General features: G+C 74.3%; 23 protein-coding genes and 1 riboswitch. Of the genes, 14 read left to right on the forward strand and 9 right to left on the reverse strand.

All coding sequences use genetic code 11. The features are described from left to right. Positions 1-39 precede the first annotated feature (39 nt). From AB0F13_RS18405 to AB0F13_RS18415, 3 genes are all read right to left on the reverse strand, one after another. Entirely contained in the window at positions 40-831 is a 792-nt protein-coding gene (locus AB0F13_RS18405; RefSeq protein ID WP_362082834.1) for an enoyl-CoA hydratase/isomerase family protein, read from the reverse strand. 130 nt (positions 832-961) lie between these two features. Next, positions 962-1,183: a helix-turn-helix domain-containing protein gene (locus tag AB0F13_RS18410; RefSeq protein ID WP_030366669.1), complete on the reverse strand. Its 222-nt coding sequence runs from the start codon at positions 1,181-1,183 to the stop codon at positions 962-964. A gap of 387 nt (positions 1,184-1,570) precedes the next feature. Beyond that, positions 1,571-3,169 (reverse strand): ABC-F family ATP-binding cassette domain-containing protein, encoded by a 1,599-nt coding sequence (locus AB0F13_RS18415; RefSeq protein WP_362082837.1) that lies wholly within the window; start codon positions 3,167-3,169, stop codon positions 1,571-1,573. Between the two features lie 237 nt (positions 3,170-3,406). Here AB0F13_RS18415 and AB0F13_RS18420 point away from each other — a divergent pair, with 237 nt between their 5' ends. Then, entirely contained in the window at positions 3,407-4,294 is an 888-nt protein-coding gene (locus AB0F13_RS18420) for a neutral zinc metallopeptidase (RefSeq protein ID WP_362082840.1), read from the forward strand. Between the two features lie 22 nt (positions 4,295-4,316). Next, positions 4,317-4,739: a VOC family protein gene (locus AB0F13_RS18425; protein WP_362082843.1), complete on the forward strand. Its 423-nt coding sequence runs from the start codon at positions 4,317-4,319 to the stop codon at positions 4,737-4,739. 85 nt (positions 4,740-4,824) lie between these two features. Here AB0F13_RS18425 and AB0F13_RS18430 read toward each other — a convergent pair whose 3' ends face one another. The 3 genes from AB0F13_RS18430 to AB0F13_RS18440 form a co-directional block, all read right to left on the reverse strand. After that, positions 4,825-6,240 (reverse strand): hypothetical protein, encoded by a 1,416-nt coding sequence (locus AB0F13_RS18430; RefSeq protein ID WP_362082846.1) that lies wholly within the window; start codon positions 6,238-6,240, stop codon positions 4,825-4,827. 111 nt (positions 6,241-6,351) lie between these two features. After that, positions 6,352-7,485 carry a prolyl oligopeptidase family serine peptidase gene (locus AB0F13_RS18435; protein ID WP_362082849.1) on the reverse strand — a complete coding sequence of 378 codons (1,134 nt, stop codon included), beginning with the start codon at positions 7,483-7,485 and terminating at the stop codon, positions 6,352-6,354. 47 nt (positions 7,486-7,532) lie between these two features. Then, positions 7,533-8,207 (reverse strand): class II aldolase/adducin family protein, encoded by a 675-nt coding sequence (locus AB0F13_RS18440; RefSeq protein ID WP_362082852.1) that lies wholly within the window; start codon positions 8,205-8,207, stop codon positions 7,533-7,535. A gap of 112 nt (positions 8,208-8,319) precedes the next feature. On the opposite strand from AB0F13_RS18440, the gene AB0F13_RS18445 reads away from it, so the two are divergent. The 9 genes from AB0F13_RS18445 (at position 8,320) to cobC (ending at position 18,509) form a co-directional block, all read left to right on the forward strand. Beyond that, positions 8,320-9,570 carry an inorganic phosphate transporter gene (locus AB0F13_RS18445; RefSeq protein WP_362082855.1) on the forward strand — a complete coding sequence of 417 codons (1,251 nt, stop codon included), beginning with the start codon at positions 8,320-8,322 and terminating at the stop codon, positions 9,568-9,570. Positions 9,571-9,589: 19 nt separating this feature from the next. Next, a complete protein-coding gene (locus AB0F13_RS18450) occupies positions 9,590-9,841 on the forward strand; it encodes a hypothetical protein (protein WP_362082857.1) in 252 nt (83 codons plus the stop codon). A gap of 113 nt (positions 9,842-9,954) precedes the next feature. Continuing rightward, a riboswitch (cobalamin riboswitch) is annotated at positions 9,955-10,082 on the forward strand. 132 nt (positions 10,083-10,214) lie between these two features. Then, positions 10,215-11,186, forward strand: a complete 972-nt coding sequence (locus AB0F13_RS18455; protein WP_362082860.1) for a cobalamin biosynthesis protein — start codon at positions 10,215-10,217, stop codon at positions 11,184-11,186. 29 nt (positions 11,187-11,215) lie between these two features. After that, positions 11,216-12,877, forward strand: coding sequence for a cobyric acid synthase (locus tag AB0F13_RS18460; RefSeq protein ID WP_362083121.1), 1,662 nt, complete (start codon positions 11,216-11,218; stop codon positions 12,875-12,877). Next, positions 12,877-14,958, forward strand: coding sequence for a putative cobaltochelatase (locus tag AB0F13_RS18465; RefSeq protein WP_362082862.1), 2,082 nt, complete (start codon positions 12,877-12,879; stop codon positions 14,956-14,958). The genes AB0F13_RS18460 and AB0F13_RS18465 overlap by 1 nt, the downstream gene beginning before the upstream one ends. Beyond that, positions 14,958-15,566 (forward strand): cob(I)yrinic acid a,c-diamide adenosyltransferase, encoded by a 609-nt coding sequence (gene cobO / locus AB0F13_RS18470; protein WP_362082865.1) that lies wholly within the window; start codon positions 14,958-14,960, stop codon positions 15,564-15,566. Before AB0F13_RS18465 ends, cobO begins: the two co-directional genes overlap by 1 nt. Beyond that, positions 15,563-16,999, forward strand: a complete 1,437-nt coding sequence (locus AB0F13_RS18475) for a cobyrinate a,c-diamide synthase (RefSeq protein WP_362082868.1) — start codon at positions 15,563-15,565, stop codon at positions 16,997-16,999. The genes cobO and AB0F13_RS18475 overlap by 4 nt, the downstream gene beginning before the upstream one ends. Continuing rightward, on the forward strand, positions 16,996-17,376 hold the full coding sequence (locus AB0F13_RS18480) for a cobalamin biosynthesis protein (protein ID WP_362082871.1): 381 nt from the start codon (positions 16,996-16,998) through the stop codon (positions 17,374-17,376). The genes AB0F13_RS18475 and AB0F13_RS18480 overlap by 4 nt, the downstream gene beginning before the upstream one ends. 80 nt (positions 17,377-17,456) lie before the next feature. After that, on the forward strand, positions 17,457-18,509 hold the full coding sequence (gene cobC / locus AB0F13_RS18485; protein WP_362082874.1) for an Rv2231c family pyridoxal phosphate-dependent protein CobC: 1,053 nt from the start codon (positions 17,457-17,459) through the stop codon (positions 18,507-18,509). Between the two features lie 29 nt (positions 18,510-18,538). On the opposite strand, the gene AB0F13_RS18490 is transcribed toward cobC, so the two are convergent. Then, positions 18,539-19,486 (reverse strand): SCO1860 family LAETG-anchored protein, encoded by a 948-nt coding sequence (locus AB0F13_RS18490; protein ID WP_362082877.1) that lies wholly within the window; start codon positions 19,484-19,486, stop codon positions 18,539-18,541. 252 nt (positions 19,487-19,738) lie between these two features. Next, the gene (locus AB0F13_RS18495) at positions 19,739-20,881 is read right to left on the reverse strand and encodes an amidohydrolase family protein (RefSeq protein WP_362082880.1); all 1,143 of its coding nucleotides are present in this window, start codon (positions 20,879-20,881) and stop codon (positions 19,739-19,741) included. 211 nt (positions 20,882-21,092) lie between these two features. Between AB0F13_RS18495 and AB0F13_RS18500 the strand changes: the two genes are divergently transcribed. From AB0F13_RS18500 to AB0F13_RS18510, 3 genes are read left to right on the forward strand one after another with little or no spacing between them, the layout of a single operon-like run. After that, positions 21,093-22,130, forward strand: a complete 1,038-nt coding sequence (locus tag AB0F13_RS18500) for a hypothetical protein (protein ID WP_362082883.1) — start codon at positions 21,093-21,095, stop codon at positions 22,128-22,130. Beyond that, the gene (locus tag AB0F13_RS18505) at positions 22,127-23,401 is read left to right on the forward strand and encodes a histidine kinase (protein ID WP_362082886.1); all 1,275 of its coding nucleotides are present in this window, start codon (positions 22,127-22,129) and stop codon (positions 23,399-23,401) included. Before AB0F13_RS18500 ends, AB0F13_RS18505 begins: the two co-directional genes overlap by 4 nt. After that, complete coding sequence (locus AB0F13_RS18510; RefSeq protein ID WP_362082889.1) at positions 23,398-24,069, forward strand: response regulator transcription factor; 672 nt, start codon at positions 23,398-23,400, stop codon at positions 24,067-24,069. The genes AB0F13_RS18505 and AB0F13_RS18510 overlap by 4 nt, the downstream gene beginning before the upstream one ends. Before the next feature lie 16 nt (positions 24,070-24,085). Here the strand turns inward: AB0F13_RS18510 and AB0F13_RS18515 are convergent, their stop codons facing one another. Next, entirely contained in the window at positions 24,086-25,246 is a 1,161-nt protein-coding gene (locus tag AB0F13_RS18515) for a serine hydrolase domain-containing protein (protein ID WP_362082892.1), read from the reverse strand. Between the last annotated feature and the right edge of the window lie 126 nt (positions 25,247-25,372).

The following is a 25,372-nucleotide window of genomic DNA, read 5'->3' on the forward strand; positions in this document are numbered from 1 at the left end:
CCGAGTGGAGCGGGCTCCGCCGGGACGGCGCAGCGGGGGTTACTCCCCCATTCCCGCCAGGTCGCGCAGGCGGCGGGCCTGGGCGGCACGCTCGGCGACGCGCTGGTCGTCGTAGGTGCGGCCCGCGGCCCCCGCGAGCAGCGCCTTGGTCTCGATGAGCGCGTCGCGCGGCGCGGCCAGCAGGGCCGCGGCCAGGTCGTCCGCGGCGGCGCCCAGCTCCGTGAGCGGGACGACGACGTTGGCCAGGCCCATCCCTTCGGCCTCCGCGGCGTGGACGAAGCGCCCGGTCGCACAGATCTCCAGCGCGCGGGCGTAGCCCACCAGCGAGACCAGCGGATGCGTCCCCGCGAGGTCGGGCACCAGGCCCAGGCTGGTCTCACGCATGGCGAACTGCGCGTCCTCCGCGCACACGCGCAGGTCGCAGGCGAGGGCGAGCTGGAAGCCCGCGCCGACGGCATGGCCCTGGACGGCCGCTATGGAGACGATGTCGCTGCGCCGCCACCAGGTGAACGCCTGCTGGTACGTGGCGATTTCGACGTCGAGCGCCTCGTCCGTACCGCGCGCGAGATCGAGGAAGGACGGCTCACCGTCGAAGCCCTCGGGGGTGAACGCCTGGCGGTCGAGCCCGGCGGAGAAGGACTTGCCTTCGCCCCTGAGCACGACGACGCGCACAGTGCCCGGCAGCAGCCGTCCCGCCTCGGCCAGCGCGCGCCACAGCGCAGGCGACTGGGCGTTGCGCTTGGCGGGGTTGGTGAGGGTGACGGTGGCCACCGCGTCATCGACGGTGAGCTGTACGCCATCCTGGTCGAGCAGGGTCTTGCGGGCAGTCATGGGGGCCTCCGGATCGGCCGCAGTCGCGTTGGTCGACTGCACAGTAACCACCCGGAGGACCGGCCGGCCGACCGGGTGGTGACTGCCCTGACTGCTGTGCTCCGACTGCTTGTGCTCCCAGTGCGCGGCGTCAGGCCGAGGCGGCCTTCTTGCCGCGCGTGGCTCCGCCGCGACCCCGCAGGATCACGCCGGATTCGCTGAGCATCCGGTGAACGAAGCCGTAGGAGCGACCGGTCTCTTCGGCCAGCGCCCTGATACTCGCACCGGAGTCGTACTTCTTCTTCAGGTCTGCCGCGAGCTTTTCGCGCGCGGCGCCGGTTACCCGGCTGCCCTTCTTCAGAGTCTCGGCCACCCGTGCCTCCTCATGGGAGATGCGCCTCTTGTCTCTCATGATCACCCCTTGGCGGCCTCATGGCCACCCATTCGGCAAGGTCCATGCGAAGTCGAGGGGAACGAGCGTCCGGGATTTCCGGCCGCGGCAGCGCCCGGAGCAGGGGATTCCGAGCGATCCGGCTCGTACGGCCGTACGGGTGGCGGGGTGAATCGCCAGGTCAGGCGGGGGCCCTCGCGCACGGCGCGAACGGCGCCCCGCACCTCACACAGCGCACGCGCCGGTGCACCCAGCGGCATCGGGGTACGAGCCGTACTCACTCAGATGATGGATCACCTGTCGGCCGAATGATCGGGACGACACTGATCAAGAGACCGGCCGGGCCGCGCGGGCCGCCCGTCCGGCGGATCAGGCGAGGGCCACCAGGTCGGCGTAGTCCGGGCCCCACAGGTCCTCGATGCCGTCCGGGAGCAGGATGATCCGCTCGGGCTCCAGGGCGTCGACGGCACCCTCGTCGTGGGTCACCAGCACCACGGCGCCCTTGTAGGTGCGCAGCGCGCCCAGGATCTCCTCGCGGCTGGCCGGGTCGAGGTTGTTGGTGGGCTCGTCCAGCAGGAGCACATTGGCGGAGGAGACGACCAGGGTGGCCAGGGCCAGGCGGGTCTTCTCGCCGCCGGAGAGCACGCCGGCGGGCTTGTCGACGTCGTCGCCGGAGAAGAGGAAGGAGCCCAGCGTCTTGCGGACCTCGACGAGGTCGAGGTCGGGCGCGGAGGAGCGCATGTTCTCCAGGACCGTACGGTCCGGGTCGAGCGTCTCGTGCTCCTGGGCGTAGTAGCCGAGCTTGAGGCCGTGACCGGGGGTGACCTGGCCGGTGTCGGGCTTCTCGGTGCCGGCGAGCAGCCGCAGCAGCGTGGTCTTGCCCGCGCCGTTGAGACCGAGGATGACCACGCGCGAACCCTTGTCGATGGCCAGGTCGACGTCGGTGAAGATCTCCAGCGAGCCGTAGGACTTCGACAGGCCCTCGGCGGTGAGCGGCGTCTTGCCGCAGGGCGCGGGCTCCGGGAAGCGCAGCTTGGCGACCTTGTCGGAGGCGCGCACGGCCTCCAGGCCCGAGAGCAGCTTCTCGGCGCGCTTGGCCATGTTCTGCGCGGCGACGGTCTTGGTGGCCTTGGCGCGCATCTTGTCGGCCTGCGAATTGAGGGCGGCGGCCTTCTTCTCGGCGTTCTGCCGCTCGCGCTTGCGGCGCTTCTCGTCGGCCTCGCGCTGCTGCTGGTAGAGCTTCCAGCCCATGTTGTAGACGTCGATCTGCGAACGGTTCGCGTCCAGGTAGAAGACCTTGTTGACGACGGTCTCGACGAGGTCGACGTCGTGGGAGATGACGATGAAGCCGCCGCGGTAGGTCTTGAGGTAGTCGCGAAGCCAGACGATGGAGTCGGCGTCGAGGTGGTTGGTGGGCTCGTCGAGAAGGAGCGTGTCGGCGTCGGAGAAGAGGATCCGGGCCAGCTCGACGCGGCGGCGCTGACCACCGGAGAGCGTGTGCAGGGGCTGGGTGAGGATGCGGTCGGGCAGGCCCAGGCTGGCGGCGATGGTCGCGGCCTCCGCCTCGGCGGCGTAACCGCCCTTGGTCAGGAACTCCGTCTCCAGGCGCTCGTACTTCTTCATCGCCTTCTCGCGGGTGGCCCCCTTGCCGTTGGCCATCCGGTCCTCGTTCTCGCGCATCTTGCGCAGGACGGAGTCCAGGTCGCGCGCGGAGAGGATGCGGTCGCGGGCCAGGACGTCGAGGTCGCCGGTGCGCGGGTCCTGCGGGAGGTAGCCGACCTCGCCGGAGCGGGCGATGGTGCCCGCGGCGGGGATGCCCTCGCCGGCGAGGCACTTGGTGAGGGTGGTCTTGCCCGCACCGTTGCGGCCGACGAGGCCGACGCGGTCGCCCTTGGCGATGCGGAAGGTGGCGGACTCGATGAGGACGCGTGCGCCGGCGCGCAGCTCGATGCCGGAGGCGGTGATCACGGGGTTCTACTCCTGAGCAGGGTGGACGGCGGTGGGACGGGATGGGGTCGCTATGACGCCGTCTAATGCACGAGGAGGAATGCCATAGGGACCAGTCTAACGGGGGCGCGCAAGCCGGTTTCCGGGGTCGCCCGCCAGGTGCTCACCGCCCCCACGCGCCGAAAAGGGCGGGGAAAGGGTGATTCGCGGATACTCGGGGTGGAAAACCTGGCGGGAGAGCCGGAGAGGCGGTGGTGCATGCAGTTCGACGACGACGCGGACCTCGACACCTCCCAGGTCCAGGACCGGCGCGGCCGGATCCCCGGTGGCGGGCTCACGATCGGCGGCGGGGTCGTGGGGCTGCTCGCCCTGGTGCTGGGGCTCTTCTTCGGCATCGGCCCGAGTGAGCTCGGTCTCACCTCGCAGGAGCCGGGGGCGCGGGGCACCGCCAGTACGGACACGCAGGTCTCCGGCAGCTGCCGTACGGGGCGGGACGCCAATACGCGCCAGGACTGCCGGATCGTGGCGGTCGTCAACAGCGCACAGTCCTTCTGGAGCCGGGAGTTCACCCGCCGTTCAAGCACCTACACGCCCGCGTCCACCGTCTTCTTCACCGGCCAGGTCCGCACGGCCTGCGGGGCCGCGACCTCGGCGGTGGGGCCGTTCTACTGCCCGGGCGACCGCAAGGTCTATCTGGACCTGGGCTTCTTCGACGACCTGCGGTCGAAGTTCGGGGCGAGCGGCGGCCCGTTCGCGCAGGCCTACGTCGTCGCCCACGAGTACGGCCACCACGTGCAGAACCTGACCGGCGTTCTCGGCCGCTCCCAGGACCGGCGCACGGGCGCCGACAGCGACTCGGTCAAGGTCGAGCTGCAGGCCGACTGCTACGCCGGGGTCTGGGCGCGGCACGCGACCACGACGCCCGAGAAGTCCACGGGACGGCCGCTGGTCGAGCAGCTGACGCGGGCCGACATCGACGACGGCCTGTCCGCTGCCGCGGCGGTCGGCGACGACCGCATCCAGGAGAGGTTCCAGGGGCGGGTCACCCCGGAGAGCTGGACGCACGGCTCCGCGGCGCAGCGCCGGCAGTGGTTCTCCACCGGCTATTCCACCGGTGACATGGAGCGCTGCGACACCTTCCGCTGAACCAACCCGAGGAGTGATCGTCATGGCGGATACGAGCACGATCGCGCCGGCCATCTGCCCGGCACTGCTGTACCGGGACGCGAAGGCGGCGATCCGGCAGCTCACCGAGGCGTTCGGTTTCCGGCGTACCGCGATCTACGAGAGCGAGGACGGCACGGTGCTGCACGCCGAGCTGGTCTACGGCAACGGCATGGTGATGATCGGTTCCAGAGGGCGGGGCGGGGTGTTCGACGAGGCCATGTCGGATGCGGGGCCGTGCGGCATCTATGTGGTGGTCGAGGACACCGACGCCCACCACCGGCGGGCGGTGGAGCACGGCGTGCAGATCCTGATGCCGCCGACGGACCAGGAGTACGGGTCGCGGGACTACATGGCCCGCGATGTCGGCGGCAACCTGTGGAGCTTCGGCACGTACGCCCCGAAGGGGCCGGAGATCGTGGGCTGAGGGGGCGGGGGGATCCTGCCCCTGCCCCGCCCCTTCACCTCCCCCGGCTACCGCTGGGAGGTGCCCCCGGACGGGCTGGTTCTGATCAGGCCCCGCCGCGGTGGACCTGGAACGCGGCACGGCGCACGGCCTTGGCGAGGGCCGGGTCCGGGTGCGCCGCGGCCAGCGCGACGAGCACCTGGACCGTGCGGGGATGGCCGACGGCCCGGACCTCCTCCAGCAGGCCGGGCACCGTGCCCTGCACCGCCGATTCCAGGTGCCGCACCAGCAGCCGGCTCTCGCCGTGGTCCGCCACGGCGGCCGCGGTGTCCACCCACAGCCAGGTCGCCTCCTCGCGGGTGAGCACCTCCGCGGCCTCCTCGGGGTCGTGCCCCTCGTGCTCGGCGAGCCACAGCAGGGCGTACGGGCGCAGGACGGGCTCCCCGGCCGCGGCCCGCACCGCCGGTTCGGCGGGGGCGCCCACGGCGCGCAGTGCCTCGAAGGCGAGGCCGCGCACCATCGCGTCGTCGCCGCGGGCGGTGCCGAGGAGTTCCTCGACGGCGCTGCGCACGGGACGGGCGGCCAGCCAGGCGCGGTACTCGGCACGGGCGGGACCCGGGGTCAGGTCGGCGCAGCCGCGCAGCATGGCTTCGGCGGACAGCTCGATGTTCCCGGCGGGGCTCTGGGCGGCGACGCAGATCTGTTCGAGCTTGACCCACACGGCCCAGTTGCCGAGCGGTGTCAGGACGGCCTCGGCCCGGGGGCCGGAGCCGCCGCGCACGACCAGGGCGCCGACGGAGGCGAGGGCTTCGAGGGCCCAGTGGAGCAGCTCGGGCAGCGGGTCGCCGCCGGTGGCGGGGGCCGGCGGGGCCGGGGGCACGTGCGGGGGCCCGTAGGGGACCTCGCAGCGCTCGGCGCGGATCTCGGCGACGCGCTGCTGGAGCAGGTCCAGGAGCATCGCGACGGAGACGGGTCCGGCCGACAGGTGCATGACGGACAGCAGCTGGGGGGCCGCCTCGACGACCTCGGCGGCGACGGTGGAGTCGGTGCCGGCGGGCTCGGGGTGGGCGAGGGACCAGGCGTCGAAGAGGGCGACCCAGCCGCGCAGCACGGCGCTGTCGTCGCGGTCCCAGGCCTGCAGGCGCCAGCCGGGGCGGGCGGTTCCGCCGTGCAGTTCGAGGAGTCCGGCGAGGCGGGCCCGGTCCCAGTCGGCCCGTACCTGGCTTGCCGTCAGCCCCAGGGCGGCGGCGGCCCGCTCGACCGTTTCCTCGCTCAGCCCCCCGGCCGTGCCCGGCCGCAGTGTGGTGCCGTGACCGCACTCGGCGGCCGCCCAGCGGGCCAGGCGGACGGCGCCGGCCAGCCCGCCTCTCGCCTGGTGGGCGAGTTCCGGCCGGGCCGGGGTGCCCGCGGGCGGGCGGGGAGCCGGGCGGGAGCCTCGGTTCGCCACGGCCCGGCGGGCGGCGGCGATCGGCTGTCGGGGGACGAGTCTGAGCCGGGAGTCGCGCGGAGTACGGGACGTCACAGGAGCAGTCTTGCCGTTCACGCTCCGAAAACCCAATCGGAATCAACTATCCGGCCGCCGACGAGCGGTGACGGCCGGTGGCGAGGGTGCCGGCGGGGGGCCGCGGGCGCCCTACATGAGGGGGGTCAGGAAGCGCCGCAGGGCCTCTTCGTAGCCCTGCGGATCGGCGTTCCAGGACCCGGCGTGACCGGCTCCGCGCACCGTCCGCAAGGTGATCAGTTCCGGTCGTCCGGCGACGAGTTCACGCGAGTGCGCCAGGGGCGCGAGGGTGTCGTCGGTGCCGTGCACGACGAGCGTCGGCACGGTCAGCCGGGCCGGGTCGGCGGCGGCCAGCAGGGCGCCGGGGGCGAGGCCGGTGCGGCCCTCGGTCGCCCGGACCGCAAGCGGAATGAGGGATGCCGGGACGCGGCGGCCGGCGAGGGCACGCAGCGCGGCCGGCCAGTCCAGGACCGGGGCGTCCAGGACGAGGCCGCCGATGCGGCCGCGCAGTTGCGGGTCCGTGCCCTCCACGGCGGCCAGCAGGGCCATGGTGGCGCCGGTGGACCAGCCGTGCAGGACCACCCGGCGGGCGCCGTAGCGGACCGCGTAGCGGATGGCGGCGTCGAGATCCCGCCACTCACCGGCGCCGAAATGGCTGATTCCGTGCGCCGGGCGGGGCGCGTCGGCGTCGCCGCGGTAGGCGAGGCAGAGCACGGGGAGCCGCTGCCGGTGCAGGAACGGCAGGATCACCATGGGGTGCTCGCGGGTGGTGCCCAGCCCGTGCACGGTGATCACCCAGGTGTCGCGGGTGCCGGGCACGAACCACGCGGGCAGCGGGCCCAGCTCGCCGGGGACGTCCACCTCCGCGTGGTCGAGGCCGAGGGCCGTGCGCGGGTTGCCGGTGTGCACCTGCGGGGTGAGCCAGACGTGGTCGCCCGGCCGCGGGCTGCCGTGGGTGACGCGCTCCAGGCGGCGGACCACGCGGTCGTGCGGGTGGGAGACGTCCGCGACGACCGGCCCGACGACGGCGCGCATGCGGCGCCCGGCGAGCCCGTAGGTGCCCGGGCGCAGGGACGCGGGGGTGCGGCCGAGGGTGACCGTGCCGTCCGCGACGTCGTGGAGGGCCAGGCGCGGTTCGCCCGGCAGCGGCCGGCCGGGGTCCGCCTTGAGGGCGGCGTCACCGGCGTACCGCCCGGCCGCCACCGCGGCCGCTCCGGCACCGATCAGTGTGGTGGCGGCCACGGCCGCCGCTGTGCGGAGCACCATCGCCTCCAGTGTGGGCGCGGGTCGCGGTGGTGGCCAGCGGGCGGGGCTCAGCCGCGCTGTCCGTACCCCCGGAGCTTGTCGGCGGCCTCGTCGAGCCGCTCGGGGGTCAGCAGGGACGGGGTGCGGCCGGGGAGGGCGGCGGCCGTGAGCCAGACCCGGCACATCCACTCCAGCTGGGCGGTGCGGTCGTAGGCCTGGTCGAGGGTGGCGCCGTAGGTGAGGGTGCCGTGGTTCTGCAGCAGGCAGCCGGTGCGGCCGTCGAGGGCGCGCAGGATGTGGCCGGCCAGTTCCTCGGTGCCGTAGAGGGCGTAGGGGGCGACGCGGACCGGTCCGCCGAGGGCGGCGGCCATGTAGTGGATCAGCGGTACCTCGGTGACGAGGGTGGAGACGGCGGTGGCGTGCACGGCGTGGGTGTGCACGATGGCGGCGGCGTCGGTGGAGCGGTAGACGGCGAGGTGCATCGGCAGCTCGCTGGTGGGGCTCAGCTCGCCGAGGACCTGACGGCCCTGAAGGTCCACGCCGACCGCGTCGCCGGGTCCGAGCCGGTCGTAGGGGACGCCGGTGGGAGTGACGAGCACCACGTCGCCGACGCGTGCGGAGACGTTCCCCGAGGTGCCCACCACGAGCCCGTCGGCGGTGGTGCGGCGGGCCGTGGCCACGACCCGGCCCCATATGTGCGGTATGCCGTCCTGCCCGCCCACAGCCTGTTCGTATGCCGTCATCGGTCTCCGCCTCCGGTTCGCGTCATCGCTCAGCCCGTCCCAGTTCACCTTCCGTTCACCCTGGGTCCCTACGGTCGCCGCGTACTGACCATCGAGCTGATTGCCTGGGTGAATGGAAAACATCACGCTTCTCATCGGGATCGTGATCGTCACGGCCTTGGTGTTCGACTTTACGAACGGCTTCCACGACACGGCCAACGCCATGGCCACCACCATCTCCACGGGCGCCCTCAAGCCCAAGGTCGCGGTGGCCATGTCGGCGGTGCTCAACCTCGTCGGCGCGTTCCTCTCCGTGGAGGTCGCCAAGACGATCTCGGGCGGCATCATCGACGAGGCCGCCGGCATCCGGCCGGAAGTGATCTTCGCCGGGCTGGTCGGCGCGATCGTCTGGAACCTGCTGACCTGGCTGGCCGGACTGCCCTCCAGCTCCTCCCACGCCCTCTTCGGTGGTCTGATCGGTGCGACCGTCGTCGCCGTCGGCTTCGACGCGGTCAACGCCGACAAGGTCGTCATGAAGGTCCTCATCCCGGCGGTCGCCGCGCCGGTCGTGGCCGGCCTCGCCGCCTGGTGCGCGACCCGGCTCACCTACCGCCTGACCCGCGGCCGCGACGAGCAGGAGACCGCCAAGGGCTACCGTGCCGGGCAGATCGCCTCGGCCGCCCTGGTCTCCCTCGCGCACGGCACCAACGATGCCCAGAAGACGATGGGCGTGATCACCCTCGCCCTGGTCGCCGGCGGCGTGGTCGCCCCGCACTCCGACCCGCCGATGTGGGTCATCGTCTCCGCGGGCCTGGCCATCGCGCTCGGTACGTACCTGGGCGGCTGGCGCATCATCCAGACGCTCGGCAAGGGCCTCACCGACATCAAGCCGGCGCAGGGCTTCGCCGCCCAGACCGGCGCCGCGACGGTGATCCTCGCCTCCTCGCACATCGGCTTCGCGCTCTCCACCACCCAGGTCTGCTCCGGCTCGATCATGGGCGCCGGCCTCGGCCGCAAGGGCGGCGTGGTGCGCTGGTCGACCGCCGGCCGCATGGTCCTCGCCTGGGGCCTGACCCTGCCCGCCGCGGGCCTGGTCGCCGGTGGCGCGGCCCTCCTCGCCGACCAGGGCGACTGGGGCGTGGCCGCGGTCGCCGTCCTCGGCCTGGCCGTGTCCGGCGCGATCTGGGCGGCCTCGCGCCGCAAGCCGGTCACGCACGACAACGTCAACGACCTCAACCAGCCGCAGGGCCTGCCCGCCGAGCCCGCCGGTGTCATCACCGCCGCCCTCCAGGCCGTCGCCCCGCCGCCGGCCGGCCCCCTCTCCGCCGCCCCCGCCCCCGCCGAGCGGGCAGCCGCTCCGGCGGCCGCCGCGGCGACGAGCTAAGGAACCAAGGAATCCCGTCATGCAGATCAACTGGGAAGCCCTCGGCCAGGTCTTCGGCGTCAGCCTCGTGGTGACCGTCGCCCTCGTGGGCGTCTTCACCCTCGGCATCGTCGGCACGTCGTCCCGCAAGCCCCAGGTGCAGCCGGACGGACCCGCCGACGGGGCAGTCACGGCCGGCGGCCCGGGCACGCTCACGCGCGCCGGCGCCTACGCCTGTTTCGCGCTGTGCGCGGCGGCCGTCGGGTACGGCATCCACCTCATCGTCTCCTGAGCCCCTCGAACGCCGCGAATACCTCCCCCACGGCCCGGGAAGGCCGCAGGTCAACCGTGAGTTGACTGCCCTTCCCGGGCCGTGGTGGACTTCCGGAGCCAAACGGCGACAGCAGAGGAAGCCGGTGCGAATCCGGCGCGGTCCCGCCACTGTCACCGGGGAGTGTCCCCCACCGAGGGCCACGGTCCGCCAGCGCGGGCCGGAAGGCCGGGGCGACGCCGATCCGGGAGCCAGGAGACTCTGGTCGCCGGTCACGTCGAGCCAGGGCGCGGACCCTGAGTGAGGACACATCACCATGCCTGGCTGCCGCCGACCACTGCCCCCTGTGCACCGTCCCCGCCAAGGCCTCACGGCGGCCTGACCGGTGCGCGCGATGCGCAGGCATCACCTGCGTGAGGATCACATCGGTTTCGTCTGCGGTGCCGCGCTCGGCTTCGCCTGCGACCTCGTGCTGGGCGACCCGCGCCGCGGTCACCCCGTCGCCGCGTTCGGGCGCGCCGCACACGCCGTCGAACAGCGCCTGTGGCGCGACCACCGCGGCTACGGCACCCTGCACGCCCTGTTGTGCGCGGGCGGCGCAGCGGCCGGCGCCGCGCTGCTGGCCCGTACCGCGCGCCGCTCCCCCGCCGCCGGCACCGCGCTGACCGCCGCCGCGACGTGGGCGGTGCTGGGCGGTACGTCCCTGGGCCGTGAGGCGCGGGCCGTCGGCGGTGCCCTCGCGGCCGGCGACCTGGAGGTCGCCCGGGAGCGGCTGCCGCACCTGTGCGGGCGCGACCCGCAGGCCCTGGACGGGCAGCAGATCGCACGGGCGGTCGTCGAGTCCGTCGCCGAGAACACCTCCGACGCCGTCGTGGGCGCCCTCGTCTGGGGGGCCCTGGCGGGGGTGCCCGGCCTGGTGGGCTTCCGCGCGGTCAACACCCTGGACGCCATGGTCGGTCACAAGTCGCCCCGCCACCGGCGGTTCGGCTGGGCCTCCGCCCGGCTCGACGACGTCGCAGGCTGGCCCGGCGCCCGGCTCACCGCCGCCCTCACCGTGCTCGCCGGACCGGACCCGCGCGGCGCCTGGCGCGTGGCCCGGCGCGACGCCTCCCGCCACCCCAGCCCCAACGCCGGACCGGTCGAGGCCGCGTTCGCCGGCGCGCTGGGGGTGCGCCTGGGCGGCACCCTCGCCTACGCCGGCCGCGTCGAACACCGCCCCGTACTCGGCGCGGAGAACCGGCCCGTGGAGGTGGCGGACATCGAACGCGCGGTGCGGCTCTCGCGCCGGGTCTCGGCGCTGGCCCTGGGGGCCGCCGTCGTGGGCAGGCTCTCTCTCGCAAGCGTCGCAAGGAGGAGGAATCGGTGACAGCCGACAGGAGTGGGCCCACGCGCCCGCTGGGCGGGGGCCTGCTGGTGGCCGGGACCACCTCGGACGCAGGCAAGAGCGTCGTGACCGCCGGCATCTGCCGCTGGCTGGTCCGCAAGGGCGTCAAGGTCGCGCCGTTCAAGGCGCAGAACATGTCGCTCAACTCCTACGTCACGCGCGAGGGCGCGGAGATAGGGCGCGCGCAGGCCATGCAGGCGGCCGCGGCGCGCGTCGAGCCGAGCGCGCTCATGAACCCCGTGCTGCTCAAGCCCGGCGGGGACCGCAGCAGCCAGGTCGTCCTCATGGGCAGGCCGGTGGGCGAGCTCAGTGCCCGCGGCTACCACGCGGGCCGGCAGGAGCAGTTGTTCGGCACGGTCACCCAGTGCCTGGAGGAACTGCGGCGTACGCACGACGCGGTGATCTGCGAGGGCGCGGGCAGCCCGGCGGAGATCAACCTGCGCCGCAGCGACATCGTCAACATGGGCATCGCCCGGGCGGGCCGGCTGCCGGTGGTCGTGGTCGGCGACATCGACCGGGGCGGGGTCTTCGCGTCCTTCTTCGGCACGACGGCGCTGCTCTCCCGCGAGGACCAGGAGCTGATAGCGGGCTACATGGTCAACAAGTTCCGGGGCGACGTCACGCTGCTGGAACCGGGCCTGGCCATGCTCCGCGATCTCACCGGCCGGCCGACCGTGGGCGTCCTGCCGTTCACGCACGGCCTGGGCATCGACGAGGAGGACGGCCTGCGGGTCTCGCTGCGCGGTGCGGTCCGCGAGTCGGTGGTGGCCCCGCCGCACGGCGCCGACGTCCTGCGGGTGGCCGTGTGCGCGGTGCCGCTGATGTCCAACTTCACCGATGTGGACGCCCTCGCCGCCGAACCGGGTGTGGTCGTCCGCTTCGTGGACCGCCCCGAGGAGCTCGCCGACGCCGACCTGGTCGTCGTGCCGGGCACCCGCGGCACGGTACGGGCGCTGGCCTGGCTGCGCGAGCGCGGCCTCGCGGACGCGCTGCTGCGACGGGCCGCGCAGGGCCGTCCCGTGCTCGGCATCTGTGGCGGCTTCCAGGTGCTGGGCGAGCGGATCGACGACGATGTGGAGTCCAGGGCCGGGTCCGTGGAGGGCCTGGGGCTGCTGCCGGTGCGGGTGCGGTTCGCGGTCGACAAGACCCTGGCGCGGCCCGTGGGCGAGGCCCTGGGCGAGCGGGTGGAGGGGTACGAGATCCACCACGGCGTCGCCGACGTGCTGGGCGGGGACGAGCCGTTCCTGGACGGCTGCAGGGTGGGCGCCGTGTGGGGCACGCACTGGCACGGCTCGCTGGAGAGCGACGGCTTCCGGCGGGCGTTCCTGCGTAAGGTCGCCCACGCGGCGGGACGGGCGTTCGTACCGGCGCCCGACACGAGCTTCGGCGCGCTGCGGGAGGAACAGCTGGACCGGCTGGGGGACTTGATCGAGGAACACGCGGACACCGGTGCGCTGCTGCGGCTCATCGAGGGCGGGGTGCCGGTCGGTCACCCGTTCATACCGCCGGGGGCACCACCTCCGCCTGCGCGGAGCCCCCAGGGCCCGGACAGTCCTCGTCCTGGCAGTGCCCGGCTCACCCCCGCTCCCGCGGGGCGGAGCGACAGCCCGGCAGGCCCAGCGGCCGCCGCTGCGCCCAGTCGGATCGATTCCCTCGAAGGGGGTAACACCTGATGGCTCCGGCCACCTACCCGTTCACCGCGATCGTCGGCATGGACGACATGCGACTGGGCCTCGTCCTCAACGCCGTCTCCCCATCGATCGGCGGCGTGCTCGTCCGTGGGGAGAAGGGGGCCGCGAAGTCCACGGCGGTACGAGGCGTCGCCGCCCTGATGCCGGCCATCGATGTGGTGAGCGGTTGCCGGTTCTCCTGCGCCCCGGCAGCCCCCGACCCGGAGTGCCCGGACGGTCCCCACGAGTCCGCCGCTGCGCACACCCGCCGCGCGCAGGTGGTCGAACTGCCTGTCGGCGCGTCCGAGGACCGGCTCGTCGGTGCTCTCGACATCGAGCGGGCGCTGTCCGAGGGCGTGAAGGCCTTCGAGCCCGGCCTGCTGGCCGCCGCGCACCGGGGTGTGCTGTACGTCGACGAGGTCAACCTGTTGCACGACCACCTGGTCGACCTGCTGCTCGACGCGGCAGCCATGGGCGCCTCCTACGTCGAACGTGAAGGCGTCTCCGTCCGCCACGCGAGCCGCTTCCTCCTCGTCGGCACCATGAACCCCGAAGAGGGCGAGCTGCGCCCGCAGTTGCTGGACCGCTTCGGCCTGACCGTGGAGGTCGCGGCCTCGCGGGAGACGGAGGAGCGGGTGGAGGTCGTGCGCCGCCGGCTCGCCTACGACGAGGATCCCGCGGCCTTCACCGCCAAGTGGGCCGCCGAGGAGGAGGCGCTGCGCGAACGCATCGCCGCCGCCCGCGCGCTGTTGCCGGAGGTACGGCTCGGGGACGGCGCGCTGCGCCGGATCGCGGCGGTGTGCGCCGGGTTCGAGGTGGACGGCATGCGCGCCGACATCGTGACCGCACGGGCGGCGACCGCGCTGGCCGCGTGGGCGGGTCGTACGGACGTGAGCACCGAGGACGTACGGCAGGCGGCGCTGCTGTCGCTGCCGCACCGCCGGCGGCGGGCGCCCTTCGACGCGCCGGGGCTCGACGAGGACAAGCTCGACGAGATCCTGCGGCAGTTCGAGGAGGACGAGCCCGAACCGGACCCCGAGCCGGACCCCGGGCCCGAGGACCCGGACGGCGAGGGCGACGGCCCCGGGAGCGGTCCCGGCGGCGGCGGGCAGCCGCCGCAGGACGGGCCGGGGCCCGACGGCACGTCCGACGTGCCGCAGCAGCGGCAGGACTCCGGTTCCCCCGCCCCGCAGGAGAACGCGGGCGCGCCCGCGAGCACGCCCGGCGACAGCCCGGCGGAGATGCCCGCCGTCGCCGCGGCGGAGCCGTTCCGCACCCGCAGGTTCGACGTGCCCGGCCTGGGTGAGGGCGCCGACGGGCGCCGCTCGCGCGCGCTCACCGCGCACGGGCGCACGACGGGGGCGCGCCGTCCCCGGGGCGGCACCCTGTCCAAGCTGCACCTCGCCGCGACCGTGCAGGCCGCCGCCCCGCACCAGCGGGCGCGGGGCCGTTCGGGGCCCGGGCTCGTCGTGCGCCGCGACGACCTGCGGGAGGCGGTGCGCGAGGGCCGGGAGGGCAACCTGGTGCTGTTCGTGGTGGACGCCTCCGGCTCCATGGCGGCACGCAAGCGGATGAGCGCGGTCAAGGGTGCGGTGATGTCGCTGCTGCTGGACGCCTACCAGCGGCGCGACAAGATCGGCATGGTCACCTTCCGTGGCTCGGGGGCGGAGGTGGCGCTGCCGCCGACGTCGTCGGTGGAGGCGGGCGCGGCGCGGCTGGAGAAGCTGCCGACCGGCGGCCGTACCCCGCTGGCCGCGGGACTGCTGCAGGCGCACGACGTGCTGCGGGTGGAGCGGATGCGGGACCCGTCCCGCCGCCCGCTGCTGGTCGTGGTCACCGACGGGCGGGCCACCGGCGGGCCCGAGCCGCTGGCCCGCGCCTCGCGCGCGGCCCGGCTGCTGGCCGGCGAGGGCACGGCCTCGGTCGTCGTGGACTGCGAGGCGGGGCCGGTGCGGCTCGGTCTGGCGGGCGAGCTGGGCCGCGCGCTGGGCGGCCCGGTCGTGACGCTTGAGGAGTTGCGCGCCGACAGCGTCTCCGCACTGGTACGTACCGTACGGAACACCAACACCAGGAGGGTGGCGTAATGCCCCAGGGACAGCCGGCCATCGTGCCCGACGACGGGCTCACCACGCGCCAGCGCCGCAACCGGCCGCTGGTCTTCGTCCACACCGGCATCGGCAAGGGCAAGTCGACCGCCGCCTTCGGCCTGGCGCTGCGGGCCTGGAACCAGGGCTGGCCGGTCGGGGTGTTCCAGTTCGTGAAGTCCGCGAAGTGGAAGGTCGGCGAGGAGAACGCGCTGCGGGTGCTCGGCGCCTCGGGCGAGGGCGGAAGCGTCGACTGGCACAAGATGGGCGAGGGCTGGTCGTGGATCCAGCGCGACGCCAAGGACGGGGAACCGAGCAACGAGGAGAAGGCGCGCGAGGGCTGGGAGCAGGTCAAGCGCGACCTGGCGGCGCAGAAGTACAAGCTCTACGTGCTGGACGAGTTCGCGTACCCGATGCACTGGGGCTGGATCGACACCGACGAGGTGATCGAGGTGCTGCGGAACCGCCCGGGCACCCAGCACGTGGTGATCACGGGCCGCAACGCGCCGGAGAAGCTGGTGGACTTCGCCGATCTGGTGACGGACATGTCCAAGGTCAAGCACCCGATGGACACCGGCCAGAAGGGCCAGCGGGGCATCGAGTGGTGAGTACGCACCTGCCCCGGCTGGTCATCGCCGCTCCCGCTTCCGGCAGCGGCAAGACGACGGTGGCCACCGGCCTGATGCGGGCCTTCGCGGACGCGGGCCTCGCGGTGTCCCCGCACAAGGTCGGCCCGGACTACATCGACCCGGGCTACCACGCGCTCGCGACCGGGCGGCCGGGCCGCAACCTCGACGCCCACATGTGCGGCCCGGAGCGGATCGCCCCGCTGTTCCTGCACGGTGCCGCGGGCTGCGATCTCGCCGTGGTCGAGGGCGTGATGGGCCTGTACGACGGTGCGGCCGGGCAGGGCGAGCTGGCGTCGACGGCGCACGTGGCGAAGCTGCTGCGGGCGCCGGTCGTGCTGGTCGTCGACGCGTCGTCGCAGTCGCGGTCGGTGGCGGCGCTGGTGCACGGCTTCGCGTCCTGGGATCCCGGGGTGCGGGTGGCGGGCGTGATCCTCAACAAGGTCGGCTCGGACCGGCACGAGGCGCTGCTGCGGGAGGCGCTGGAGGAGTCGGGGGTGCAGGTGCTGGGGGTGGTGCGGCGGGTGCGTCAGGTCGGCACTCCTAGCCGTCACCTCGGGCTGATTCCGGTCGCGGAGCGGCGGTTGGAGGCGCTGGAGTCGGTGGCCGCGCAGGCGGACCAGGTTCGCGAGGGCTGCGACCTCGACGCCCTGCTGGCGCTGGCGCGCAGCGCCCCGCCGGTGCCGGGGCCGACGTGGGACCCGGCGGATTCCTTCCCCCACCCCGCCCCTTCCCGTAACCGGGGCTCCGCCCCGGACCCCGGTCCTCAAACGCCGGACGGGCTGGAGGGTGCCCCGCAGCCCGGCGGCAGTCCCGTGATCGCCGTCGCCGGCGGTGCCGCGTTCACCTTCTCGTACGCCGAGCACACCGAACTGCTGACCGCTGCCGGCGCGCAGGTGGTCACCTTCGACCCGCTGCGGGACGAGGCGCTCCCCGAGAACACCGCCGGCATCCTCATCGGCGGCGGCTTCCCCGAGATGTACGCCTCGGAGCTGTCCGCCAACGAGCCCCTGCGCGCGGCCGTCGCCGCCCTCGCGGCAACCGGCGCCCCGGTCGCCGCGGAGTGCGCGGGCCTGCTCTACCTGGCCCGTTCCCTGGACGGCAAGCCGATGTGCGGCGTGCTCCCGGCGGAGGCCCGGATGTCGGAGCGGCTCACGCTCGGCTACCGCGAGGCCGTGGCGATCTCCGACAACGTCCTCGCCGCGGCCGGCACCCGCGTGCGCGGGCACGAGTTCCACCGCACGGTGATCGAGCCCGCCGCGGGTGCCGTCCCCGCCTGGGGTCTGACGCGGCCGCAGCGGCGGGTGGAGGGCTTCGTGCAGGCCGGCGTGCACGCCTCGTACCTCCATGTGCACTGGGCGGGAGCCCCCGGCACCGCCGCCCGCTTCGTCGCCGCCGCGGCGGGCACGGGGTGAGCGCCCTCTATGTCGGCGTCGGCACCTGCCGGGACGTGGCCGCCGCCGAGGTGATCGCCCTGGTCGAACGGACCGTCACCGAAGCGGGGACGGGCGCGGGCCCGGTGGCGGCCCTGGCCACGGTCGACGTACGGGCCGCCGAACCCGGCCTGCTGGCGGCGGCGGAACGGCTCGGTGTGCCGCTCACGGCGTACGCGCCCGCCGCGCTCGCCGCGCAGCCGGTGCCGCACCCCTCGGAAGCCGCCCGCCGGACGCTCGGCACGGCGGGCGTCGCCGAGGCGGCCGCACTGCTCGCGGCCGGGCCCGGGGCGGTTCTTCTCGTGGGGAAGCGGAAGTCCGCGCAGGCCACCTGCGCCGTCGCCCGCGGACCCGGCTGACGGGGGCCCACGGGGCCTCAGTACCGTCTAAGGACTGACCCGCACAGCCCCTTCGAGCCGGAAGCGAGCCGTACCCGCCCATGCACACATCCGCCGAACCCGACCTGCGCCACCACGGTGACGCCGAAGTGCGGGGCATGAGCGCGGAACTGACCGATCTCGCCGTCAACGTGCGTTCCGGTACGCCCCCCCAGTGGCTGCGCGAGCGCATAGCCGACTCGCTCGGCACGCTCGCCGCGTACCCGGACGGGCGCGCGGCCCGCCGGGCCGTGGCGGAGCGGCACGGGCTGCCCGAGGAGCGGGTACTGCTGACGGCGGGGGCGGCCGAGGCGTTCGTGCTGCTGGCCCGGGCGCTGCCGGTGCGGCGCCCCGTGGTCGTGCACCCCCAGTTCACCGAGCCGGAGGCGGCGCTGCGGGATGCCGGGCACACGGTGGAGCGGGTGCTGCTCGACCCGGCGGACGGGTTCCGGTTCGATCCGCGTGCGGTGCCCGGGGACGCGGACCTGGTGATCGTGGGCAACCCCACGAACCCGACGTCGGTCCTCCACCCGGCGGGGGCGCTGGCACGCCTCGCCCGTCCCGGACGGACCCTGGTCGTCGACGAGGCGTTCATGGACGCGGTGCCGGGCGAGCGGGAGTCGCTGGCGGCCCGTACGGACCTGCCGGGGCTGGTGGTGCTGCGCAGCCTCACCAAGACCTGGGGCCTGGCGGGGCTGCGCATCGGTTACGTACTGGCCTCGCCCGGCACGACGGCCAGGCTGGAGCGGGCCCAGCCGCTGTGGCCGGTGTCGTCACCGGCGCTCGCCGCGGCCGAGGCGTGCAGCGCGCCACCGGCGCTCGCGGAGGCCGCGCAGGCGGCGGACCGGATCGCCTCGGACCGCTCCCATCTGCAGCTGCGGCTGGCGGAGTTCCCCGAGGTGACCGTGTGCGGTCCGGCGGCCGGGCCCTTCGTGCTGATCCACCTGGAGCGGGCGGCGGCCGTACGGACCCGGCTGCGCGGCCTCGGCTTCGCGGTGCGCCGGGGCGATACGTTCCCGGGCCTGGGCCCGGACTACCTGCGCCTGGCGGTCCGGGACCGTGCGACCACGGACCGCTTCGTATCCGCCCTGGGCGAGGCGCTGACGGCGCGGTGAGCGGCCCGGCCGGGAGCCGGGTCCTTGTCTCAGTCGCTCTCGCGCGTGGCCTTGCGGCGGCGGGAGGCCAGGAGGGCTCCTCCGCCCGCGACGACCAGCAGCCCCGCCCCGCCGGCGATGTAGGGCGTGGTAGAACTGCCACCGGTCTCGGCGAGGTCCTCCTTCGCGGGCCGGCCGGCCGTGCGGGCGGCCGCCTGCGGCTTGAGGGCCGTGCCGGAGGTGTCCTTCGCGGGGTTCTCCTTCGCCGGGCCGGTCCCCGCGGGCGGCGCCTCGCAGCCGGCCCGGACGAGCGTGACCGTGCCCCGTACCTTGGCCACGCCCAGGGCCAGCGGGTCGATGGCGACGTCGAGCCCCAGCGCCGTGGCCGCCGCCGTGCGGGAGGTGGTGGAGGTCTTCGACAGCTCCAGGCGCACGTCGCCGACGCCGGGCACGGTGACTTCGGTGGGGCCGGTGGCGCTGAGCGTGACCTTCTTGCCGAGCACCGAGACGCTGCCGAGCACGCGGGAGGTGGCGGTGGGCTTCGCGCCCGCCTCGCACACGGCCTCCGAGGTGACCTGCCGGACCTCGATGAGCGAGCGCAGCGGCAGGCCGGGGACGTGCACCGTGGCGCGGACGAGGTTGGCGTAGCCCTTGGCCGCGGTGCGGTCGGCCGTGGCGCGGGAGGTGGCGGCGTCGGCGCGCAGGAGGGTGACGGGCCTGCCCTGTTCGACTCCGTCGAGGGTGACGGTGAGCGTGGTCCTGGCGGCGTCGGCCGGTGCCCGCACGTCGTTGAGGGCGGCGTCGACCGGTACGTGTGCGGTCCCGCCGAGCAGGGAGACGTCGAGGCCGGCGCGCAGGACGCTCGCCGTCGCCTTGCCGGAGTCCGTGGCGTGCGCGGGTGAGGCGCCCAGGGTGAGCGCGGTGGCGGTGACCGTCGCGGCGACGGCCGTCAGCCGGCGTGCGGGCATGCCGAAGGAGGAGCTGGTGGTGCTGAACACGTGTGTGGAACCCCCACGGGAGAACGGAGCCGCCGGCGCGCCAATGGGGGACATCGCGCGCCGACGGCATCGACCCCGCAATGTTCGATGCCCGAAGAGTGAACGGACAGCGCCCGGGCGCCAGTTCACTCCAAAGAATGGGTTTCGCTTCCGTATTCGATTCACGCGGCACAGAAGTGGCGGACAGCCTCGCCGGCACCGGTGCGACTGATGCCTTCACCCGGCCTGCGGCTCCCCGCCCCCGTCACGACCTCAGCCCACGACCCGTCCCCGCAGCACGACCCGCCGTGGCGCCCCGAGCACCCGGATGTCCGCACGCGGGTCGGCGTCGTAGACGACGAGGTCGGCCGGCGCACCCTCCTCCAGGCCCGGGCGGCCCAGCCACTCGCGCGCTCCCCACGCCGTCGCCGCGAGCGCGGCCGTGGCCGGGATGCCCGCCTTGACCAGCTCGGCGACCTCCTGCGCGACCAGCCCGTGAGGCAGCGAGCCACCCGCGTCCGTACCGACGTAGACGGGGATCCCGGCGTCGTGAGCGGCGCCCACGGTCTCGTAGCGGCGTGCGTGCAGGCGGCGCATGTGGTCCGCCCAGCGCGGGAACTTGCCCTGGCCGGCCTCGGCGAGCCGGGGGAAGGTGGCGATGTTGACGAGCGTCGGCACGATGGCCACGCCCCGCTCGGCGAAGAGCGGAATCGTCTCCTCGGTCAGCCCGGTGGCGTGCTCGATGCAGTCGATGCCCGCCTCCACCAGCGGGGCGAGGCTCTCCTCGGCGAAGCAGTGCGCGGTGACGCGGGCGCCCAGACGGTGTGCCTCGGCGATGGCGGCCCGCACCTCCTCGCGCGGCCAGCACGCCCCCAGGTCGCCCGTCTCCCGGTCGAGCCAGTCGCCGACGAGCTTGACCCAGCCGTCGCCCCGCTGCGCCTCGCGGGCCACATAGGCCACCAGGTCCCCGGGCTCGATCTCGTGCGCGTAGTTGCGGATGTAACGGCGTGTGCGGGCGATGTGCCGGCCGGCGCGGATGATGCGCGGCAGGTCCGCACGGTCGTCGACCCAGCGGGTGTCGGAGGGGGAACCGGCGTCGCGCAGCAGCAGCGCGCCCGCGTGGCGCTCGGTCAACGCCTGCTTCTCGGTGGTCGGTTCGTCGACCGCGCCGTGCGCGTCGAGCCCGACGTGACAGTGCGCGTCCACCAGGCCGGGCAGCGCCCAGCCCTCGATCGTGGTGACGTCCCGCACTCCGGCCGGCCGGTCGAAGGTGATCCGCCCGCCGACCGCCCACAGCTCGTCGCGCACCCCGCTCACGGGGTCGGGGCCGACCAATATCCGTCCCTTGATGTGCAGTACCGGCTGCTCCGGCGGTGCCGCGCCCGCGTCCTTGAAGACCATGCCCTGGGAGACCATGAACGCACTGTACGAGCCCGCCGTCATGCGCTGCCGGTCACCATCGGCTTCGTCCCGTGGGTGGGCGATGACGCGCCGGGCGGGGTGCCCGGCGGCGGAGCGCCGGTGGCGGCCCCGGGCCGTGAGGACGAGAGGCGGTTCCGCCGCGCGGCGGAGAGGGTCCGCCGCCCGGGCCGAGGCGCCGGGCGCGGTGTCAGGGAAGTCTGGTCCTATGAGCCGCACACCGCTGTTCCCGCCCCCACCGGCCTCCGCGGGCCCCGCACCGCACGGCGCCCAGGAGCACGGGTGGGACGATCACGTCACGGTCCGCCGCCTCCTGCGGGCGCTCGCCATCGCCGCCTGCGCTCCCTATCTCTCCCTGAAGGTGGCCTGGCTGGCCGGGAGCCGGATCGGCATCCCGCAGGGCAGCACGCTGCTGGACGACGACATGATCCTCAAGGCGGCCAACGCGGTCACGGTTCTCATGGACCTGGGCGTCATCGGGCTGGCCCTGCTGCTGACCCGCCCCTGGGGCCGACGCATCCCCTCCTGGCTCCTGCTCCTGCCGATGTGGGGCGCGACCGGGTTGCTGATCCCCGTCATGGCCGGCTTCCCGGCGCAGCTCCTGCTGCGGGCCCTGGGGGTCACGAGCGCCGAAAAGCCCTCAGGGGCAGGGCCGTTCCTGGCCGAGTGGGTCTTCCAAGTGGTCTACGGCGGGTTCATCGTCCAGGGCCTGGCGCTGGGCGCGCTGTTCACGCTGTACGCCCGCCGGCGGTGGGGTCACCTGTGGCAGGGCGACACCGGCGAGGCCGCCGGTGCGCTGTGGGGGCGGGGACAGCAGCTCGCCGCGGGGGCGGCGGCCCTGCTCGCGGTCGCGCAGGCAGGCGTGCACCTGATGTGGGCGTCCGGCTCGCGGGACGGCCTGCCGCCGACGCTGGCCGGGCAGTACACCGCGGACATGGCGGTGCAGGACGCGGCGTACGCGTTGTACGGGGCCCTGGCCGTGACCGGCCTGGTGCTGCTGCGCCGTGGGGGCCGCGCCCTGCCGCTGCGGGGGCCGCTGCTGCTGGCGGGGGTGGGCTCGTCGGCGGTCGGCTGCTGGGGCGCCTGGATGCTGGCGGCCTCGCTGCTCCGGCTGCACGACGGCGACCGGGCCGCGACCGGGCTGATGATGATCACCTACTCTGTGCAGGTGATCGTCGGACTGCTGGTACTCGCGGCCGGTGCCCGCTTCTTCAGCCGGCGAGCGGCTTCGGAGCCCGCCTCGTGACGGCCGCGCCACGGCGGCTGGCGGGCGCGGCGCTGGGGCGCCGCGCCCGGTTGCGCTGGGTGCACCTGCTGCTCGGCGGTGCCCTGCTCACGCCGTACTACCTGCTGGCGAACACGCTGATGGTGCTCGTCTGGAACCCCGCGGAGTCCTTCCGCGCCACCTCCGTGGCGTGGCAGTTCATGATCTTCGCTCTGGCGCTCGTCCCGGCGGCCGTCACGGCCCTCTACCCGCTCGTACGGCCGCTGGAGGGCACGGCGGCCCGGGCGCTGTGCGGGGTGGCGGAGGCCGAACTGGCGCTGGGTCCCAGCCAGTCGTGGGCGGCGCGGGGGCGTACGGCCGCCTGGTACACGCTGCATCTGCTGACGGGCGGCATCGTCAGCGGCATGTCGCTGGCCGTGCCGCCGTTCGCCGTCGTGCTGATCACCGCGCCGGTCACCGGCGCACCGGCCGGTCTCTTGGAGGCGTACCGGCTCGGTGGCCTTGAGTTGCCGTGGCGCGCGCTGACGCCCGTGCTGGGGCTCGCCTCGCTCGCGCTGGTCGTCGGCACGTCGTGGGCGGCGGGCTCGCTCCTGGCGCGCTGGGCGCCCGTACTGCTGGGCCCCACAGCGGCCGACCGGCTCGCGGCATCCGAGGAACGCGCCCTGCGGCTGGCGCTGCGCAACCGGCTGGCGCGTGAGCTCCACGACTCGGTCGGGCACGCCCTCAGCGCGGTGACCCTGCAGGCCGGAGCCGCGCGCAAGGTCCTCGACGCCGACCCGGAATTCGCCCGGCAGGCGCTGGCCTCGATCGAGAGGACGACCCGCGAGGCGGTCGGTGAACTCGACACCGTCCTGGGCCTGCTGCGCGAGGACGGCGCCGCCTCCGCCGCTCCCACGCCCACCCTCGCCGACGTGGACGGGCTGCTGGAGCGGACGCGGGCGGCGGGCGGCACGGTCGACTTCCGCACGCACGGCCGGCTGGAGAAGGTGCCGTCGGTCGTCTCGCGCGAGGCCTACCGCATCGTGCAGGAGGGGCTCAGCAATGCCCTGCGGCACGCGGGCCGGGTGCCCGTGCGGCTGCGGATAGCGGTACACGACGATGACGTGGAGGTCACCTTGGAGAACCCCGTGAAGCCCGGTTCGGGGCCCGCCCACCGCCGCCAGGGCGGCGGCCGGGGACTGCTGGGCATCGCCGAGCGGGCCCGGCTGCTGCGCGGCAGCAGCGCCTCGGGCGAGCGCGACGGCGTGTGGCAGCTCTCGGTACGCCTGCCGTTGCGCGGTGACGCCCGGTGAACGGCACACCGATACGCATCGTCCTCGCGGACGACGAGCACCTGGTCCGCACCGCCCTGCGCGCCATCCTGGGCGCCGAGTCCGGCCTGGAGGTCGTCGGCGAGGCGGCCACCGGCGCGGAGGCGGTGTCGCTCGTGCGCGAGCTGCGCCCCGACATCGTGCTGATGGACGTGCGAATGCCCGAGGTCGACGGCATCCGCGCCACCGAGCGGATCATGACCGGCATGACCGGGCCGCCCCGGGTCATCGTCGTCACGACGTTCGAGAACGACAGCTACGTGTACGAGGCGCTGCGCGCCGGGGCCTGCGGCTTCCTCCTCAAGCGCGCGGGCGCCGACGAACTCGTCCAGGCCGTCAGGATGGTCGCCCACAGCGACTCGCTGCTCTTCCCCTCGGCCGTACGGGCCCTGGCCGCCGCGCACGTGCACTGCGGGTCCGCCCGCGAGGAGGAGGCGGCGCGGCTGCGCAAGCGGCTCTCGGAGCGGGAGGCGGAGGTCCTGCGGCTGATGACGGCCGGGCTGTCGAACGCCGAGATCGCCGCCCGGATGACGGTGGGCCCGGCGACCGTCAAGACGCACGTCGCCGGGGTGCTCGCCAAGCTGGGCGTACGGGACCGCACGCAGGCGGTCATCGCCGCCTACGAGAGCGGTTTCGTCTCCCCTCGGTGAGCACCCCGCCCGTGCGTCAGCCGCCGGTGACGCAGTCGCGTACGGCCTTGGCCAGGAAGGCCACCTCCGGGGCCGCACCGCCCGGGTAGGCGAACCGGCGCCGGTTGTAGCCGAAGGCGAGGCCGGTGCTCGGGTCGGCGAAGGCCTGCGACCCGGCGGCACCGCTGTGCCCGAAGGCGCGGGCACCCAGGAACGGATAGGCGTCGGCCGAGACGGCGAAGCCCAGGCCGAAGGCGTTGTGCTTGCGCAGCACCAGGTCGTAGCCGACCGAGTGCGCCTGGGCGAACTCGGCCGCCGTACCGGCCGTCAGCAGCGGGGCCTTGCCGTCGACCTCGCTGATGGCGGCCGCGTACATACGGGCGAGGCCCCGCGCGGAGGCCATGCCCCCGACGGAGGCCGGCCCGGCGGCCCGCACGGCCCGGGAGTTGGGCAGGCCGGGAAGGTCGGTCGGCTGGGGGTGGTTCAGGTTGAAGGCGACCCCGCCCATGCTGTGCGGGCCGTGCGCGTTCTCCTGCAGGACGCGCTTCTGCTCGGGCGTGGGGTCCATGGGCTGGATGTCGAGCACCCGGTGCTCCTGGTCCTCGGGCAGGCCCATGTAGAAGTCGATGCCGTACGGGGCGCGGACCCGCGCCTCGTAGACCTGCTGCATGGTCTGCCCGGTGGCGCGGCGGACGATCTCGCCGGTCAGCGCGCCGATGACGTACGCGTGATAGCCGAAGGACGCACCGGGCCGCCAGTACGGCCGCTCACCGGCCAGCCGCTCGGCGATCGCACGGTCGTCGGCTATCTCCTGCGCGGTGAAGCCGCCCTCGACACCGATCAGCCCCGCCCGGTGGGCCAGCAGGTCCCGGAGGGTGATGTTCTCCTTGCCTTCGGCGCCGAACTCCGGCCAGTAGTGCCGCACCGCCTTGTCCAGCTCCAGCGCGCCCTCCTGGACCAGCAGCGCGACGACGAGATGCGCCGCGCCCTTGGTGGAGGAGAACACTCCGGTGAGTGAGTCCCCCGCGATCCCGGGCCCGCCCCACAGGTCCACGACCTGCTGCCCGTCCACGTAGGCCGCCAGCTGCGCGGAGTGCCCGTGCCGCTCCTCGGCGAGGCTGGCCTCGAACGCCTCCCGTACCGCCTCGAACCCACCGGCGACGCTCCCCTGAACCCCGTCCGTGTTCCGGTCCGGCATGCTTACCCCCATTTTCAAGATCGAACTTCCGGGGGCTTCAGCCACGGGCCGCGTTCGAAAATTCCTCACCCTGTTCGACTCCCGGGTCATGGAACCGTAAAGCCCCCCGGCTCGTTACCCGGGACA

Source organism: Streptomyces sp. NPDC026206, from assembly GCF_040638465.1.
Taxonomy (GTDB): Bacteria; Actinomycetota; Actinomycetes; order Streptomycetales; family Streptomycetaceae; genus Streptomyces.

Coding starts and splice junctions, on each gene's coding strand:
- AB0F13_RS18465 (WP_362082862.1), top strand. CDS start 12,877: ATGGCTCCGGCCACCTACCCGTTCACCGCGATCGTCGGCATGGACGAC.
- AB0F13_RS18515 (WP_362082892.1), bottom strand. CDS start 25,246: ATGCCGGACCGGAACACGGACGGGGTTCAGGGGAGCGTCGCCGGTGGG.
- AB0F13_RS18455 (WP_362082860.1), top strand. CDS start 10,215: ATGCGCAGGCATCACCTGCGTGAGGATCACATCGGTTTCGTCTGCGGT.
- AB0F13_RS18405 (WP_362082834.1), bottom strand. CDS start 831: ATGACTGCCCGCAAGACCCTGCTCGACCAGGATGGCGTACAGCTCACC.
- AB0F13_RS18440 (WP_362082852.1), bottom strand. CDS start 8,207: ATGACGGCATACGAACAGGCTGTGGGCGGGCAGGACGGCATACCGCAC.
- AB0F13_RS18450 (WP_362082857.1), top strand. CDS start 9,590: ATGCAGATCAACTGGGAAGCCCTCGGCCAGGTCTTCGGCGTCAGCCTC.
- AB0F13_RS18495 (WP_362082880.1), bottom strand. CDS start 20,881: ATGGTCTCCCAGGGCATGGTCTTCAAGGACGCGGGCGCGGCACCGCCG.
- AB0F13_RS18435 (WP_362082849.1), bottom strand. CDS start 7,485: ATGGTGCTCCGCACAGCGGCGGCCGTGGCCGCCACCACACTGATCGGT.
- AB0F13_RS18500 (WP_362082883.1), top strand. CDS start 21,093: ATGAGCCGCACACCGCTGTTCCCGCCCCCACCGGCCTCCGCGGGCCCC.
- cobO (WP_362082865.1), top strand. CDS start 14,958: ATGCCCCAGGGACAGCCGGCCATCGTGCCCGACGACGGGCTCACCACG.
- AB0F13_RS18420 (WP_362082840.1), top strand. CDS start 3,407: ATGCAGTTCGACGACGACGCGGACCTCGACACCTCCCAGGTCCAGGAC.
- AB0F13_RS18445 (WP_362082855.1), top strand. CDS start 8,320: ATGGAAAACATCACGCTTCTCATCGGGATCGTGATCGTCACGGCCTTG.
- cobC (WP_362082874.1), top strand. CDS start 17,457: ATGCACACATCCGCCGAACCCGACCTGCGCCACCACGGTGACGCCGAA.
- AB0F13_RS18425 (WP_362082843.1), top strand. CDS start 4,317: ATGGCGGATACGAGCACGATCGCGCCGGCCATCTGCCCGGCACTGCTG.